Origin of the sequence: Klebsiella sp. ZJOU C1 (assembly GCF_035620215.1) — a bacterium.
In the GTDB taxonomy this organism is placed as follows: Bacteria; Pseudomonadota; Gammaproteobacteria; order Enterobacterales; family Enterobacteriaceae; genus Klebsiella; species Klebsiella variicola.
In genome coordinates, this window is record NZ_CP141644.1 from 1866703 (window position 1) to 1882414 (window position 15712).

The 15712-nt window shown below is 60.3% G+C and carries 20 protein-coding genes; 6 read left to right on the forward strand and 14 right to left on the reverse strand.

The window, feature by feature from the left end:
- Positions 1–265 precede the first annotated feature (265 nt).
- The gene (locus tag SPE70_RS08715; protein ID WP_008805929.1) at positions 266–1657 is read left to right on the forward strand and encodes an APC family permease; all 1392 of its coding nucleotides are present in this window, start codon (positions 266–268) and stop codon (positions 1655–1657) included.
- Positions 1658–1776: 119 nt separating this feature from the next.
- On the opposite strand, the gene SPE70_RS08720 is transcribed toward SPE70_RS08715, so the two are convergent.
- The gene (locus tag SPE70_RS08720) at positions 1777–1899 is read right to left on the reverse strand and encodes a small membrane protein (RefSeq protein ID WP_002898600.1); all 123 of its coding nucleotides are present in this window, start codon (positions 1897–1899) and stop codon (positions 1777–1779) included.
- Positions 1900–2155: 256 nt separating this feature from the next.
- On the opposite strand from SPE70_RS08720, the gene SPE70_RS08725 reads away from it, so the two are divergent.
- Entirely contained in the window at positions 2156–2377 is a 222-nt protein-coding gene (locus SPE70_RS08725) for a hypothetical protein (RefSeq protein ID WP_008805930.1), read from the forward strand.
- Positions 2378–2397: 20 nt separating this feature from the next.
- Here SPE70_RS08725 and SPE70_RS08730 read toward each other — a convergent pair whose 3' ends face one another.
- Positions 2398–3186, reverse strand: a complete 789-nt coding sequence (locus SPE70_RS08730) for an SDR family NAD(P)-dependent oxidoreductase (protein ID WP_008805931.1) — start codon at positions 3184–3186, stop codon at positions 2398–2400.
- A 115-nt stretch (positions 3187–3301) separates the two neighbouring features.
- Positions 3302–3751, reverse strand: coding sequence for a winged helix-turn-helix transcriptional regulator (locus tag SPE70_RS08735; RefSeq protein ID WP_012542276.1), 450 nt, complete (start codon positions 3749–3751; stop codon positions 3302–3304).
- 152 nt (positions 3752–3903) lie between these two features.
- Between SPE70_RS08735 and agp the strand changes: the two genes are divergently transcribed.
- Positions 3904–5151 carry a bifunctional glucose-1-phosphatase/inositol phosphatase gene (agp, locus tag SPE70_RS08740; RefSeq protein ID WP_064170507.1) on the forward strand — a complete coding sequence of 416 codons (1248 nt, stop codon included), beginning with the start codon at positions 3904–3906 and terminating at the stop codon, positions 5149–5151.
- Between the two features lie 67 nt (positions 5152–5218).
- Here agp and SPE70_RS08745 read toward each other — a convergent pair whose 3' ends face one another.
- From SPE70_RS08745 to SPE70_RS08755, 3 genes are all read right to left on the reverse strand, one after another.
- Positions 5219–5446: a YccJ family protein gene (locus SPE70_RS08745; protein WP_008805934.1), complete on the reverse strand. Its 228-nt coding sequence runs from the start codon at positions 5444–5446 to the stop codon at positions 5219–5221.
- 20 nt (positions 5447–5466) lie between these two features.
- Positions 5467–6063 (reverse strand): NAD(P)H:quinone oxidoreductase, encoded by a 597-nt coding sequence (wrbA, locus tag SPE70_RS08750; protein WP_008805935.1) that lies wholly within the window; start codon positions 6061–6063, stop codon positions 5467–5469.
- A gap of 217 nt (positions 6064–6280) precedes the next feature.
- Positions 6281–6382, reverse strand: coding sequence for a hypothetical protein (locus SPE70_RS08755; protein WP_224224868.1), 102 nt, complete (start codon positions 6380–6382; stop codon positions 6281–6283).
- Between the two features lie 117 nt (positions 6383–6499).
- On the opposite strand from SPE70_RS08755, the gene SPE70_RS08760 reads away from it, so the two are divergent.
- A complete protein-coding gene (locus SPE70_RS08760; protein WP_002898708.1) occupies positions 6500–6673 on the forward strand; it encodes a con-10 family general stress protein in 174 nt (57 codons plus the stop codon).
- Positions 6674–6835: 162 nt separating this feature from the next.
- The gene (locus tag SPE70_RS08765; protein ID WP_008805936.1) at positions 6836–7774 is read left to right on the forward strand and encodes a DMT family transporter; all 939 of its coding nucleotides are present in this window, start codon (positions 6836–6838) and stop codon (positions 7772–7774) included.
- Positions 7775–8459: 685 nt separating this feature from the next.
- On the opposite strand, the gene rutG is transcribed toward SPE70_RS08765, so the two are convergent.
- Genes rutG through rutA form a run of 7 tightly spaced genes read right to left on the reverse strand, consistent with a single transcriptional unit; the run spans position 8460 to position 13882 of the window.
- Entirely contained in the window at positions 8460–9782 is a 1323-nt protein-coding gene (gene rutG, locus SPE70_RS08770; protein WP_008805937.1) for a pyrimidine utilization transport protein G, read from the reverse strand.
- Positions 9783–9803: 21 nt separating this feature from the next.
- A complete protein-coding gene (gene rutF / locus SPE70_RS08775) occupies positions 9804–10298 on the reverse strand; it encodes an NADH-dependent FMN reductase RutF (RefSeq protein ID WP_012968592.1) in 495 nt (164 codons plus the stop codon).
- Positions 10299–10308: 10 nt separating this feature from the next.
- Positions 10309–10899 (reverse strand): malonic semialdehyde reductase, encoded by a 591-nt coding sequence (locus tag SPE70_RS08780; protein WP_008805939.1) that lies wholly within the window; start codon positions 10897–10899, stop codon positions 10309–10311.
- A complete protein-coding gene (gene rutD, locus SPE70_RS08785) occupies positions 10896–11699 on the reverse strand; it encodes a pyrimidine utilization protein D (protein WP_023339873.1) in 804 nt (267 codons plus the stop codon). The genes SPE70_RS08780 and rutD overlap by 4 nt, the downstream gene beginning before the upstream one ends.
- Positions 11696–12088 carry a pyrimidine utilization protein C gene (rutC, locus tag SPE70_RS08790; RefSeq protein WP_004204505.1) on the reverse strand — a complete coding sequence of 131 codons (393 nt, stop codon included), beginning with the start codon at positions 12086–12088 and terminating at the stop codon, positions 11696–11698. Before rutC ends, rutD begins: the two co-directional genes overlap by 4 nt.
- A complete protein-coding gene (rutB, locus tag SPE70_RS08795) occupies positions 12081–12791 on the reverse strand; it encodes a pyrimidine utilization protein B (RefSeq protein WP_008805941.1) in 711 nt (236 codons plus the stop codon). The genes rutC and rutB overlap by 8 nt, the downstream gene beginning before the upstream one ends.
- On the reverse strand, positions 12791–13882 hold the full coding sequence (rutA, locus tag SPE70_RS08800; protein WP_004204507.1) for a pyrimidine utilization protein A: 1092 nt from the start codon (positions 13880–13882) through the stop codon (positions 12791–12793). The genes rutB and rutA overlap by 1 nt, the downstream gene beginning before the upstream one ends.
- 285 nt (positions 13883–14167) lie before the next feature.
- Here rutA and rutR point away from each other — a divergent pair, with 285 nt between their 5' ends.
- On the forward strand, positions 14168–14806 hold the full coding sequence (gene rutR, locus SPE70_RS08805) for an HTH-type transcriptional regulator RutR (RefSeq protein WP_002898883.1): 639 nt from the start codon (positions 14168–14170) through the stop codon (positions 14804–14806).
- Here rutR and SPE70_RS08810 read toward each other — a convergent pair.
- Positions 14803–15198, reverse strand: coding sequence for a lysozyme inhibitor LprI family protein (locus SPE70_RS08810; RefSeq protein WP_023339876.1), 396 nt, complete (start codon positions 15196–15198; stop codon positions 14803–14805). The genes rutR and SPE70_RS08810 overlap by 4 nt on opposite strands.
- Between the last annotated feature and the right edge of the window lie 514 nt (positions 15199–15712).

Genomic DNA, 15712 nt, shown 5'->3' on the forward strand with positions numbered 1-15712 from the left:
CAGCCATTTCCCGGATGTCGCGTTAAGGAGCGCAGGCGGCAACGGGGCTTCAGTTAACGACACAGTGTGTGACGAGGAAATGAGATGATGCAGATGTTCAAATATCCGCAGGGAGAGGGAGGCCGCTCAGGCCGCATGGAATGCCAGCCAGCTACCGCTCACCGGTCCGTCTTACCCTTTTATCTATGCCTTACCCCTTTGCTAAGCAGGTTTGTCACGCGGACGTTGGGTCCGCAAACTGTTAACAGCAAGGGGGGAATGGGCGATGGCTATTAATCTTCCTGCGCATAACGCCGCTCAGGCGGGCAGACCACGCCTGCGTAAATCCCTCAAACTCTGGCAAGTGGTGATGATGGGGCTGGCCTATCTGACGCCGATGACGGTGTTTGATACCTTCGGCATCGTCTCCGGCATCAGCAATGGCCACGTACCGGCGTCTTATCTGTTGGCGCTGGCCGGGGTGCTGTTCACCGCCATCAGCTACGGCAAACTGGTGCGTCAGTTCCCGGAAGCCGGTTCCGCCTATACCTACGCGCAAAAATCCATCAGTCCGCACGTCGGTTTTATGGTCGGCTGGTCGTCGCTGCTCGATTATCTGTTTCTGCCGATGATCAACGTCCTGCTGGCGAAGATCTATCTCTCGGCGCTGTTCCCGGAGGTGCCGCCATGGGTGTGGGTGGTCACCTTTGTCGCCATTCTGACCGCCGCGAACCTGAAAAGCGTTAACCTGGTGGCCAACTTCAACACCCTGTTCGTGCTCGTGCAGATTTCGATCATGGTGGTGTTTGTCATTCTGGTGGTGCAGGGGCTGCACAAAGGCGAGGGGGTGGGGACCGTCTGGTCGCTGCAGCCGTTTATCAGCCAGAATGCGCATCTGATCCCGATTATTACCGGCGCGACGATTGTCTGCTTCTCGTTTCTCGGCTTCGACGCGGTGACCACGCTGTCGGAAGAGACCCCTGACGCCGCACGGGTGATCCCGAAAGCGATTTTTCTTACTGCGATGTACGGCGGCATTATTTTCATCGTCGCGTCGTTCTTTATGCAGCTGTTCTTCCCGGATATTCATCGCTTTAAAGACCCCGATGCCGCGCTGCCGGAGATTGCGCTGTACGTGGGCGGCAAGCTGTTCCAGTCGATTTTCCTGTGCACCACCTTTGTTAACACCCTGGCATCGGGCCTGGCCTCGCATGCCAGCGTCTCCCGTCTGCTGTACGTGATGGGCCGCGACAACGTCTTCCCGGAGCGCATTTTTGGCTATGTGCATCCGAAATGGCGTACCCCGGCGCTGAACGTGATTATGGTGGGCATCGTTGCGTTGTCGGCGCTGTTCTTCGACCTGGTGACCGCCACGGCGTTGATCAACTTCGGCGCGCTGGTGGCGTTCACTTTCGTAAATCTGTCGGTGTTCAACCACTTCTGGCGGCGCAAGGGGTATAACAAAACCTGGAAGGATCGGCTGCACTATCTGCTGTTGCCGATGGTCGGCGCGTTGACGGTGGGCGTGCTGTGGATCAACCTCGAGGCCACCTCGCTAACGCTTGGTCTGGTGTGGGCGGCGCTTGGCCTGCTGTACCTGGCTTACCTGACCCGACGCTTCCGTAAACCGCCGCCGCAGTTCGATGCCACCAAAGCGGAGCAGGCCTGGGAGTCATAAACGTTTGATACTGCGCTTGAGCGAAGGCAGGCCCACAGGCCTGCCTTCGTTTTTGGTTCGGTAAGGGACAGTACAGGACGGTAAAGAAATCAGCAGAAAACGGCGGGGAACGGAAGGTATTATTTCTTCTTTTTATGGACAGGTAACTGACTGGCGCGCCGCTCTTTGAGGTACGACACCAGGCTGTAGATGGCGACGCCCAGCAGCGCCACCGCGACGATAAAGAGAATAAGACCCGACATAGACCAACCTAATATTCTGTTTAGAAAGGGAAAAAGATACAGGGCTCTGTTTGAAGATAACATCGGGATATGTCTGAAAGATGACGCCTCATCGCGAGAATATCCGGCGGCGGGGTTGTGATAAAATATTTCCCGCAGGAATGTGACCGCCCGGGTTTCACCTGAAAGGATGTAACACTCCGTTAAGTGATTTTACAGAAGTGCGGCGTACAGCGGGTTACGCTGACCGCGAATAAGAACGATCTGAGAGTCAGTCATGTATAAGAAATCCCTCAGCCTGCTGGGCGTGGTGCTGGCGCTGTCTGCCTTTGCCAGCCAGGCTGAAAGTGAACGTCAGGCGAGCCGCGAGCAGATCGTGGAGCAGGTCCTCAAGCCGTGTGAAGGCAAAAAAGCGGGCGATAAGGTGGTGATCACCGATCGCCGCGGCGGCGAGCACGAGGCCATTTGTACCCTGACGGCGGTTCCGCTACCGGAGTAATGCCCGCCGCAAGGTGCCGCTTAGCGATACCGCGGCGCAGGCTGTCCGGTTCGTGCGCTGGTAAACAGCGCCAGTCTGGACTGCTCAAAAGCCTCCCATAGTCCCAGGTCATGAACCGGTGGTAAGGTGACCTGTTCCCCCATCTCCAGCCCCCTGAGAGCGGCGTCCACCAGATCCTCTGTGGTCATCACCGTGCCGGTGGGCAGGGCGTTCAACGCCACGCCGGAGGTCGGCCAGAGATCGGTGGCGGTCGCCGCCGGCAATACCGCCTGAATACGCACGCCGCTGTCGGCAAACTCATCCTGCAGACCGCGGGTGAAGCTCAACACCCAGGCTTTACTGGCGCTGTAGACCGCGCTACCTGGCAGCGTATGTAGCGCGAGGATGGAGGCAATATTAATGAGCGTTCCCCGGCGTCGTGGGATGAAAGCGGCCAGCGCGGCATAGCTCAGGCGCAGCAGCGCCGTGGTATTGAGCGTATGAATCGCCTGGTGCTCCCGCGGCGTACTGGCGAGAAAACCCGCCATTTTCGCGGTGCCGGCGTTGTTAATGAACAGGTCGATGGCGGGATCCTGCTGCAGACGCTGCTCTACGGCGGCAATCCCGTGCTCTTCGCTAAGATCGGCTTTGAGGATGCTGGCCTGGATGGCGTAGCGTGCCTGCAGCTGGTCGGCGAGCGCCAGCAGCCGGTCTTCACGACGGGCGGCGAGGATCAGGTTGTAGCCGCGGGCGGCGAGTCGTTCGGCATAGATCGCGCCGATACCTGAGGACGCGCCAGTGATAAAAGCAGTGTGCGATGGTTGGGTCATGAGAATTGCCTCGTAAAAGGTTGCATTATTAAACCAAATTCAGCATGAGATATTAGGTTTAATAATGCAACCATTTTGTCCGGACTTTTTCATTTTTGCCTGCCGCGGGCAGCGTTTAGTCGTTCAGCGGAATAGCGATGGTGATGTCTGCCGGGGCCAGCTCACGGCCATCCGCCGCCTGCAGGACCAGCTTACGCAGGGGCTGGCGCTGCTGACGGTCAATGAGCCGGGTCGCCGGTTCGTCGGGCTCGAACAGATAGTCGTCTGCCCACTGGGAGAGGGCGACCAGCACCGTCTGCAGGGCACGGCCCTTGTCGGTCAGGACATACTCCTGCCAGGCGCTGCCATCGGAGGCCGGCTGCAGGCGCAGGATGCCTTCATCCACCAGCATTTTCAGCCGCCCGGCGAGCATGTTTTTGGCAATACCGAGGTTTTTCTGGAATTCGCTAAACCGGCGCACCCCGCGCAGAGCATCGCGGACGATCAGCAGCGACCACCAGTCGCCGATAACATCGAGGGAGCGGGCGATAGGGCAACAGCTGTTTTCCAGACGGGTACGTTTCACGAAAGCCTCCAGGTTAATTGTTTCATTATAAAACTCTTTGCCCGGCAGGGGAAATTTTCGGCTACGGTCTAAGTTTGCGAGCGATTACCAGGAAAAATGTCATAAATCCGTCACAATTAACGCGATGATAATAAACGACTAAGGATGAAGGGATGAAAAAACGTCTACTTGCCGCCGCCGTTGCCGGCGCGGTGATGTTATCCGCTGGCGCTCAGGCGCAGGACTCGGCCGCCCCGGAGGGGTATCAGCTGCAGCAGGTGCTGATCATGAGCCGTCACAACCTGCGTGCGCCGCTGGCCAATAACGGCAGCGTGCTGGAGCAGTCCACCGCCAAGGCCTGGCCGCAGTGGGATGTGCCGGGCGGCCAGCTGACCACCAAAGGCGGCGTGCTGGAGGTGTATATGGGCCACTATATGCGCGAATGGCTGGCGCAGCAGAAGCTGGTGACCAGCGGCGAGTGCCCACCGGAAAACGCGGTTTACGCCTATGCCAACAGCCTGCAGCGTACCGTCGCCACCGCGCAGTTCTTTATCACCGGCGCGTTCCCTGGCTGCGGCATTGCAGTGCATCACCAGCCGCAGATGGGCACCATGGACCCGACCTTCAACCCGGTTATTACCGACGACTCCCCGGTGTTTCGCGAGAAAGCGCTGCAGGCGATGGAAAAAGAGCGTCAAGGGATGCAACTGACCGAGAGCTATAAGCTGCTGGAGACGATGATCGATTACCGCAACTCGCCCTCCTGCAAAGAGAAGCAGGTCTGCTCGCTGAGCGAGGGTAAGGATACCTTTAGCGCCGGTTATCAACAGGAGCCGGGGGTTTCCGGCCCGCTGAAGGTGGGCAACTCGCTGGTGGACGCCTTCACCCTGCAATATTATGAAGGCTTCCCGAAAGACCAGGTGGCGTGGGGGGAAATCACCAGCGATAAGCAATGGCAGGTGCTGTCGAAGCTGAAAAACGGCTACCAGGATAGTCTGTTTACCTCGGTAGCGGTGGCACAAAACGTCGCCAAACCGTTGGTTAAATATATCGATAACGCGCTGGTGGGCGAGGAGGCCAACAAGGCGAAAGTCACGCTGCTGGTGGGGCACGACTCGAACATCGCCTCGCTGCTGACGGCCCTGGACTTTAAGCCTTATCAACTACCTGGCCAGTACGAGCGCACGCCCATTGGCGGCAAACTGCTGTTTCAGCGCTGGCATGACAGCGCCGGTAATCGCGATCTGATGAAGATTGAGTATGTCTATCAAAGTACTGAACAGCTGCGTAACGCCGACGCGTTAACCCTGCAGGCCCCGCTGCAGCGGGTCACCCTGGCGCTTAACGGCTGCCCGGTTGACGATCAGGGATTCTGTCCGCTGGAGACCTTTAAAAAGGTGATCAACGAGGCGGCGAAATAATGTAAAAAACCCGGAGCAATCCGGGTTTTTTAGCAGGTTAGGGCGAGACCTGGCGGAAATAAACGTCCTAGACGTTTTTACGCTCAATCGTCTGTTCACCCCAGAACAGCGCATCTTTATCGGTTTTGGCAAAGGCCAGCGCCAGCACTTCGTCGCTGCCTTCCTCCCAGATTTGCTCCGCCAGTTTTTCATCGTAGTGGGCGACTTCGAAAATCGCCTCGGCGATCTCCGGCGAGGTGTTACGTAAACTTGCCCATTCGCCGACGCGATGTGCTTTTGCTTCTTGAGTTGGCATGTTACTCCTCCTGCAGAAGATTAGCCGTGGACTTTAACGGCCAGTTTGGCGACATGTTCGCCCTGATAGCGGGCGATGGCTAACTCTTCCTCGCTCGGCTGACGCGAGCCGTCTCCGCCGGCGATGGTGGTCGCGCCATAAGGGGTACCGCCGCGGACCTGGGAAATATCAAACAGCTCCTGGGCGCCGTAGCCGATCGGGACGATGATCATGCCGTGGTGGGCCAGCGTCGTCCAGGTCGAGGTAATGGTTTGTTCCTGTCCGCCGCCGGTGCCGGTTGAGCTGAATACGCTGGCGATCTTGCCGTACAGGGCGCCGGACGCCCACAGACCGCCGGTTTGATCGAGGAAGGTGCGCATCTGACCGGACATGTTGCCGAAACGAGTTGGGGTACCAAAGATGATGGCGTCATACTCTGCCAGCTCCTGCGGCGTGGCGACGGGCGCGTTTTGCGTTTTCCCGCCTGCTTTGGCAAATGCTTCAGCCTGCATGGTTTCCGGCACGCGCTTCACAACCACCTCAACGCCATCCACTCGGTTTGCGCCATCGGCGACGGCGTGAGCCATGGTTTCAATGTGTCCATACATGGAATAATAAAGCACCAGAATTTTAGCCATTTCCATCACTCCTCGGTTGCGTTATAAGCCAGCCAAATGGCTGGTTACCTTTAAAGATAAAGCCTCCGCCGGAGAGTGCAAATCCAACGGGCATTTATTTGATTTATAACAAAATGACAAAGCGTTATTTACTTTTCCTTGCACCGCGCGGCCTGAAAGGGAGAGAAGGAGGAAGCGTTGCGCCTGCCATTTTGGCTGGTGTGGCAAGGGTGTAGCATCAGGATACATTTTTGCCGACTATTTTTTCTCCGCCAGCAGAGCAGGTTAGAACCCGTACGCGCCGCGAGGGGGCTTTTTTCGCCCGGGTTTGTTTCTGGATATTTCATTTGCCGCCGTCAGCGGCAGTCATTCACTAACCTTATAGATACGCGGTAAGACAGCGGCGTCGCCGCTCCCGCGTAATGCACTATGATGTCTAACCTAATGGAGGTCAGTAATGGCAAACCATCGTGGCGGTTCTGGCAACTTTGCTGAAGACCGTGAAAGAGCATCAGAAGCAGGACGTAAAGGTGGCCAGCATAGCGGGGGGAATTTTAAAAATGACCCTCAGCGCGCCTCAGAGGCTGGCAAAAAAGGGGGTAAAAACAGTCATGGTAGTCGTGAAAGTTAACGCGCGACTCGCACTGTTCTCTTTGATGCGGTGTTAATCTCCCCGACCCAACCGCATCGCCCTCGCCGCCGGCATCTGCCGGCGGTTTTTTTATCTGTCGGTGGTTGCGCTCCTGCCGGGCGGATTGCACACTGGTCGCCCGTTAATCGTCATGGCTGTCTTATGTCTTCGTTAAAATTCTCCATTACCCGCCAGGAAGCGCTCCTCATCATGATCACCATGTTCTGGGGAGGGACGTTCCTTGCCGTGCAGTATGCGGTGAGCCTCAGCGGGCCGCTGTTTTTTGTCGGTCTGCGTTTCGCGACCGCCGCGCTGGCGGTGGGCCTGCTCTCGCTGCGCACCCTGCGAGGGCTGACGTGGCTGGAGGTGAAGGCGGGGGTGGCGATTGGCGTGGCGATTGCGCTGGGGTATGGCCTGCAGACCTGGGGACTGCAGTCGATCTCCAGTAGTAAATCTGCCTTTATCACGGCGATGTATGTGCCGCTGGTACCGCTGCTGCAGTGGCTGTGCCTGGGCCGTATGCCGGGGGTGATGTCCTGCGTGGGGATTGTGCTGGCGTTTATCGGTTTGATCCTGCTGGCCGGGCCGGAAAATAATCTGCTGGCGCTTGGCGTGGGGGAGATGATTACTCTGGCGAGCGCGCTGGCGATCGCGGCGGAGATTATCCTTATCAGCGCCTGGGCCGGGAAAGTCGATGTCCGCCGGGTGACGGTCGTGCAGCTGGCGACCGCGTCGCTGGTGGCTTTCGCCGCCATGAAGCCGGCGGGTGAGGCGGTTCCGCCGTTGACGCCGGCCCTGCTCGGCGTCGCGCTGGGGCTGGGGATTTTCAGCGCGATCATTCAGGTTACCATGAACTGGGCGCAGCGCAGCGTCTCGCCGACGCGGGCCACCCTTATCTATACTGGTGAACCGGTATGGGCCGGTATTTTTGGCCGGCTGGCCGGTGAGCGTCTGCCGCTGCTGGCTCTGCTCGGCTGCGTCTTGATCCTCGCAGGGGTGCTGGTGAGCGAGCTGAAGTGGAAGCGCAAGTCGCCGCCGCAGGTTTCCACAAACGACGATGCGCAGCCGCTCACGGACCTGGCCGATCGCCGCGAGCCATAATTTTACGCTTCTGATCCTACAGCGGCGCTTATCCTGGCTGGCCTACTCGTCCGGCTCTGATTGTCTCCAGGCCCGCGCCAGCGCAGCGCCGCCGGGCGATGGCATCAGGCACGGCGTCGCTTTTATGCCGGGTGGCGGCTGCGCCTTACCCGGCCTACAACCCCAACTCACCGCTGGCGTAGGGGCTGCTGAAACTGCCGTTGTTGGCGGCCTCAAAATCGCTGAGACGTTCCCGGAAGGCCGGGGCAGCCCGCATGGATGCGGGCTGAGGGCCGTGTTTTGCAGGGACGCTGCCTCGGCCCGACCCGAAGCCTGCAGGGATAAGTCGAAGGCACCACGCAGTGGCGATGTTGCTGGCCGGAGCCCGGGGGTACAGGGGGCGGTGGCGACTGGCCGCCCCCTGTGCGCTCCCTGCGCCATAAGAGACATAACGCAGAAGACCTATCGGGAGCGCCATCTGCCCGGAAATAACACAGAACAACCGTTTTTCCGGGGCGAAACCGTTGCAAACCGATAACCGTATCAAATTATCCAGCCCTGACGGTCAGTCGGCCCACGCCAGCGCAGCGCCGCCGGGCGGTCAGGCTCCGTACCTGCGGCGGTGCCGGATGGCGGCATAAATGCCTTATCCGGCCTACAGGCTCACACCACCCAGGCCCACGCGCCAACGCCGCGCTAATGTGGCTTACACCGGCGTTACCCTGGCCTCCTTCGCCTCGCGCGTCCCGCGATGAAGCAGCGCGTGCAGCAGGATCGCCCCGAAGGTGGCCGTACCAATTCCGCCCAGCGTAAAGCCGCCCAGCGACAGCGCGAAATCGCCAGCGCCCAGCACCAGGGTCACCGACACCATGATCAAATTGCTGTTCTGGCTGAGGTCGACGCGGTTTTGCACCCAGATCCGCGCCCCGGCGACTGCGATCAGGCCAAAGACCACGATCGAGGCGCCGCCGATCACCGGCCCGGGAATGGTGTGGATTAATGCGCCAAACTTCGGCGAGAAGCCGAGCAGCATCGCGATCAGCGCGGCGGCGACAAAGACCAGCGTCGAATAGACCTTGGTTACCGCCATGACGCCAATGTTCTCCGCATAGGTCGTGACCCCGCTGCCGCCCACCGAGCCGGAGAGCATGGTCGCCAGCCCGTCGCCGACGAAGGCGCGCCCCATGTACGGGTCCATATTGCGCCCGGTCATCCCGGCGACGGCCTTCAGGTGCCCGAGGTTCTCGGCTACCAGGATCACCGCGACCGGCGCAATCAACATCATCGCCTGACCGTTAAAGGATGGGGTGGTAAAGTGCGGCAGCCCGAACCACGCCGCCTGGGCGAGGGGGGAGAAGTCCAGCGGCTTGCCAAGGCCAAAGCCGTTAGCCAGCAGGGCGTACAGTGCGCAGGCGACGATCAGGCCGACCAGGATCAGCAGACGCTGCAGCATCCCGCGGGTAAATACCGCGACTATGCCGATGCAGAGCACGGTCAACACCGCCATCCAGCTGTCGAAGGCGCTGGCGGACACGCTGCGCACGGCAATCGGCGCCAGGTTCAGGCCGATTGCCATCACCACCGCGCCGGTCACCACCGGCGGCATCAGGCGCTCGATCCAGCGGGTGCCGATCTTCATCACCACCAGACCAATCAGGGTGTAAACCAGCCCGCAGGCGATGATCCCGCCAAGGGCGACGCTCAGATGAGGGTTCAGCCCCTGGCCGTTAAAGCCGGTAATGGCGATCACCACCCCGACAAAAGCGGCGCTGGAGCCGAGATAGCTCGGCACCCGTCCGCCGGTGACGACAAAGAACAGCAGAGTGCCGACGCCCGACATCAGAATCGACAGGTTGGGGTCGAGCCCCATCAACAACGGCATCAGCACCGTCGCACCGAACATCGCAACGGCGTGCTGCACGCCCATCACCAGCGTTTGTCCGGCCGACAAGCGTTCATCGGGGGCGACAACGCCGGACTCAGCGGCGGGGGAGGTCAACTTCCAGCGAGGAAAATCGAAGAGTGCCATGATGATATCCCGGGTTAAAGGTTAACAAGCGGGTCGCATAAGCGTGTGATAACCGCGGTCAAACCACATCAGTCCCCGGGGCTCCGGGTGACGGGTAATGGCCACGACGTGACAAAACAGGATGTCGTGCGTCCCGACGCTGACGCGCTGGTCGATGCGGCAGTCGAAGCTGACCAGCGCCGCCTCCAGCCGCGGACAGCCGGTGGCGCCGGTCTGCCAGTCGGCGGCGGCAAAGCGCTCGTCCATTGCCGTTTTACCGCCAAACAGCGTCGACAGGGCCTCCTGTCCGGCCGCCAGGGTATTGACGCACAGCGTGTGGTGTTCGCTGAACACTGGCCACACCGAGGCCGAGCGGTTCAGGCAGACCAGCAGGGTCGGCGGCGTGTCGGTAACGCTGCAGACCGCGCTGGCGGTGAACCCCGCCCGGCCCGCCGGGCCATCGGTGGTAATAATGTTAACCGCGGCGCCGACGTGGGCCATGGCGTCACGAAAACTCGCTTTGTCCGCTAACTCCATCGCCAACTCCTTATGCCAGCAGGCAGGCTTCATCAAAGGACAGACGCGGCAGGCGACCATACAGCTTGCCGGGGTCGCCATAGCCGATGTTCACCAGCAGGTTGCTTTTCCAGCCGTTGTCGGCAAAAAACGCCGCGTCGACTTTTTCCCGGTCAAAACCGGACATCGGCCCGGTGTCGAGGCCCAGCGCGCGGCAGGCGAAAATCAGGTACGCCGCCTGCAGCGAGCTGTTGCGAAACGCGGTCTCTTCCGCCAGCTGCGGGCTGGAGGTAAACCAGCTGCGGGCGTCACCGTGGGGAAACAGGGTCGGCAGCCGGTCGTAGAAGGCGCTATCCCATGCCACGATGGCGGTCACCGGCGCCTGCATGGTTTTCTGCAGATTGCCGCTGGAGAGCGTTGGGCGGAGCTTCTCTTTGCCTTCCGCGCTGCGGACGAACACGATGCGCGCTGGCGAACAGTTGGCGGAGGTGGGCCCCATTTTCATCAGGTCCCAGATGGCCTGCAGTTGCGCGTCGCTCACCGGTTTATCGAGCCAGCCGTTGTGGGTACGGGCCTGGGTAAACAGCGTCTCGCAGGCCGTGTGGTTTATCGCGTCGTTCATCGGATCTCCCTGGCGACCGGCAGCATAGCGGCCAGCCCGTCGCATAAAATGGTATTAAAGGTATCGGCGTCGGTGACGTTACAGGCATGGCCGCCCCACGGCATCTCCACACGCTGGCTGCCGGGGATCGCCGCCTGCAGCACGCGGGAGCAGGAGGCCGGGACCAGCAGGTCGTCAGCGGCGCTGACAATCAGCGTCGGGCAGGCGATGGCCGCAGCACGGCGTGAAAAATCAGCCTGCTTCAGGGCCTGCAGCCGCTTCAGCAGATTCTCTTTGCCCTGAAAATGGCTGATGGCAAGCGCATCTTCCGCTTCGAGGCGCGGCAGGCGCGCGGCCATCCATTCCGCCGGGTAGAGAAACAGCGGTTGCGCTTCAACCCACGCCTGCGCGCCGCCGGCATGCAGCAGACGCTCGCGCACCAGGAAGCAGCGGCGGGTGTGTGGCGACAGCGTCAGCCAGCCGTTGACCAGCACCAGGGCGCTCACCGCCTCGGGGCGATCGAGCGCCAGCTGCAGGCCAATCAGCGCCCCCAGGGCGTGGCCCACCAGCGCAAAGCGGGTGATCCCCGCCGCCTGCAGGGCGCTGAGCAGCTCCTGGGCCATCGTCGCCATGCTGTAGTCGGCGGGCAGCGGGCCGGCGTTTTCCCCGGTCCCGTTATGGTCATAACTCACCAGCTGATACTGTGCCTCCAGCGCCGCGCGCTGCGCCAGCCAGTAGCCGCCGCCGCCGCCCAGACCGGCGCTGAGGACCACCACCGGCGCGCCGGGCCATGGGGCTGGAGCAATATTGAGCCTCATCATGTCGGGGTGCCGATATGGGCGACGCTGGCGATTTCCACCAGCGCATCAGGCTTCACCAGTCCGCACTGAATGCAGAAGCGGGCCGGTTTATCGCCGGGGAAGAACTCGGCGTAGACCTCGTTAATCGCGGCGTAATTTGTCCAGTCGGTGATAAAGATGCTGTTGAAAGTCACATCCGCCATACTCCCGCCCGCCGTTTCGATAACGCTCTTGATGGTCTCCAGCACGTGGCGGGTTTGCGCCTTTGGGTCGCCGATGTGCACCACATTGTTTTGCTTATCAAACGGCAGGGTGCCCGAGACGTAGACCACCCCGTCGGCGAGCGTTCCCGGAACAAAGGGGGCAATCGGCGTGGTGGTGCCTGGCGGAATAATCACCTGTTTAGGCATAACGTTTCTCCTTGGCTAAAGACAGCGGGGTGGCGGGGGACAGCGCGTGGCAGAAGCTCTCGACGTCGCTGACCCAGCCGAAAAAGGTTTCAATATTGAACAGCGCCGCCTGCTGGGCGAAGGCCGGGCCGGCCTGATGGGTGGCATCCTCCAGCACGATGCCGAAGTATTCGAGAAAGAAGCCATCGCGCAGCGTCGATTCGACGCAGACGTTGGTAGCGATCCCGGTGAACACCAGGTGGCGTATGCCGCGGCTGCGTAAAATGCTGTCGAGCGGGGTGTTAAAGAAGCCGCTGTAACGCGGTTTCGGCAACACGATATCGCCTTCCTGCGGCGTCAGCTCATCCACCAACTGATAATCCCAGCCGCCTTTCGCCAGCAGCTTGCCCTGCAGCTCCGGACGCTGACGCATCGTTTTCAGCGCGTTGGATTTGTGATAGTTCGGCGAGCCCGGGCCGCCAGCTTCAACATACTGGTCATCCCAGCCATTCTGGAACCAGATAATCAGCATGCCCGCGGCGCGGGCGGCGGCGACGGCGGTATTAATATTGTCGATAACCGGCCGGGTGGCGGAGACGTCAAAGCCGGCGAGATCCAGATAACCGCCCTGACTGGCGTAGGCATTCTGCATATCGACCACAATCAGCGCGCTCTGCTGCGGCGCGAAGGTCAGGGATTCCGGGCGAGCGGGAAGGGTAATCATCAGGCCACCTCACGGGTAACAGGAGCAATGTGGTCCCGGCAGCGCATCAGCGGCTGAATGCGTTCGCCAAAGGCGTCGATGCCGGCAAGAAAATCATCAAAGGTCAGCAGCACGCCGTCGGTGCCGGGCACGCTCGCCACTTCATCGAGCATCCGCGCGACGCTGGCATACGATCCGACAAGGGTGCCCATGTTAATGTTGACCGCCGAGGTGGGGTCGGCCATCTGGCGCACGTTGGTATCGCTGCCGGAGCGGGTGTCTTTCTGACTCTGCTCGGTGAGCCACGCCAGCGCTTCTTCATCGGCGCCCGCTTTGTAATGTTCCCATTTGGCGCGCGCCGCCTCGTCGGTTTCGTCGGCGATCACCATAAACAGCACATAGGACCCCACGTCGCGGCCGGTTTTTTCCGCCGCCTGCATCATGCGTGCGGCGGTTGGGGCAAAGGCCGTTGGCGTGTTGACTCCTTTGCCAAAGCAGAAGTTGTAGTCCGCGTGCTGGGCGGAGAAGGCCATACCGGCATCGCTCTGCCCGGCGCAGATCACCTTCATCGGCTGCGAAGGGCGCGGGCTGACCCGGCAGTCGTTCATGGTGAAGTAATCACCTTTGAAATCGCTGCGCCCGGTGCCCCACAGGTCACGGAGCACCTGAACGTATTCGGTGAGATAGTCATAGCGGCTGGCGAAATAGTCATCTCCCGGCCACATGCCCATCTGGTCATATTCCGGTTTTTGCCAGCCGGTCACCAGATTGACGCCAAACCGGCCGCCGGAGATGGAGTCGATAGTGGAGGCCATTCGGGCGACAATCGCCGGCGGCAGCGTCAGGGTGGCGGCGGTGGCGTAGATCTGGATCTTCGAGGTCACCGCGGCCAGGCCGGCCATCAGGGTGAAGGACTCCAGGTTGTGATCCCAGAATTCAGTTTTCCCGCCGAAGCCGCGCAGCTTGATCATGGAGAGCGCGAAGTCGAAATGGTAGTGCTCGGCCTTCTGCACGATAGCCTTATTCAGTTCGAAGGTCGGCATATACTGCGGGGCATGGGTGGAAATCAGCCAGCCGTTGTTGCCAATGGGAACGAAAACACCAATTTTCATACCTACCTCTCTGCAGTCATGGAAGATGGAGTTGCGGTGGTGCGGCATCCTGCCTCTCCCTGGACCACCTCGCAGAAGAGCTAAAGCAAACGCGATGCCAGTTTTATAAATGCTAATGTTATTAATGTGTTACTTTTGAGTTGCTAAAAAGGACGATAAAAAAGTGGACTGGATGGTCAAAATCAGTGCACGAAAAAACGGCAGTCATGCGCAATCAGGGTGCACGGGGTCGTGTCGGCGCGGGGCTTTTGCTATGCTGGTGGCGTCAACTGAAGGAGAGGATGTATGGCACAGGGCGCGGTGAAGAAAAGCGGCAAACGTTCACAAGCGGTCAGCGCCAAAAAGGAGGCCATCCTGGCCGCCGCGCTGGAGGCATTTTCGCAATTTGGTATTCACGGTACGCGACTGGAGCAGGTGGCTGAGCGCGCCGGGGTATCGAAAACCAATCTGCTCTATTACTACCCTTCGAAAGAGGCGCTGTATGTGGCTGTCCTGCAGCAGATCCTCGCCATCTGGCTGGCGCCGCTGAAGGCGTTTCGTGAGGATATCAGCCCGCTGGTGGCGATCCGCGAATATATTCGCCTGAAGCTGGAGGTGTCCCGCGATCATCCCCAGGCCTCGAAGCTTTTCTGCCTCGAGATGCTGCAGGGGGCGCCGCTGCTGATGGGCGAACTGACCGGGGACCTGAAAGCGCTGGTCGATGAGAAATCGGCGATTGTCTCCGGCTGGATCGACCGCGGCAAGCTGGCGCCAGTCGATCCGCAGCATTTAATCTTTATGATCTGGGCCACCACCCAGCATTACGCCGACTTTGCCACCCAGGTGGAGGCGGTCACCGGCGCCACGCTGCAGGACGCGGCCTTTTTTGAACAAACGGTCGATAATGTCCAGCGGATGATTATCGAAGGCATTCGCGTCCGTTAATTGGCCGGCGGCAGCGGGCAGCTTTGATCGCCATCCTCGCACTGCAGCAGCGAGGCGAGGAAAGACTCCCGCTCCACGCTCTTATCGGTCATGCACTGGCTTACCAGCATCGGCTGCATGCTGCCGCCTTCGGCGCCGGACGCGAGAAAGGCGCAATCGGCGTCGCGCAGGGCGATCCATGCCTGCTGCGCCTGCTTCAGTAATGTTTGTTGCTTACCCACCGCCCGCTGCAGGGCATGCTGCCAGGTATCATTCAGCTTTTTGTCGGCCGCCTGATACTGCGCGGCCGCGCACTGATTCATTTCGGTTTGGGTATTGGCGTTGCTGCACTCGTCCGCCAGCGCCGCGCCGCTGGCCAGCAGGGCCATCACGGCAAATAACGTGCGTTTCATTGTTCTGCTCCCATAAAAAAGGCTCCCGTCCGGGAGCCTTAATTAAACACAGCTGACGTCGGCTGTCATTAGCTGATCACAGCGCCGATTTCGCGGAGGACGGCGCATAGCGCCTTATCCGGGCTACCTCGTTGTATTGTTATGTTGTCGGGTGGCGCTACGCTTACCCGACCTACAATACAGGCCGTCCTCCGTGCCATGAGACAGGTAGCCCCGGTAAGCGCAGCGCCACCGGGGATGATCACAGCACCGATTTCCCGGATGACGGCGCACAGCGCCTTATCCGGGCTACCTCGTTGTATTGTTATGTTGTCGGGTGGCGCTACGCTTACCCGACCTACAATACAGGCCGCCCCGTGCCATGAGACAGGTAGCCCCGGTAAGCGCAGCGCCACCGGGGATGATCACAGCGCCGATTTTCCGGATGGAGGCGCACAGCGCCTTATCCGGGCTACCTCGTTGTATTGTTATGTTGTCGGGTGGCGCTACGCTTACCCGACCTACAATACAGGCC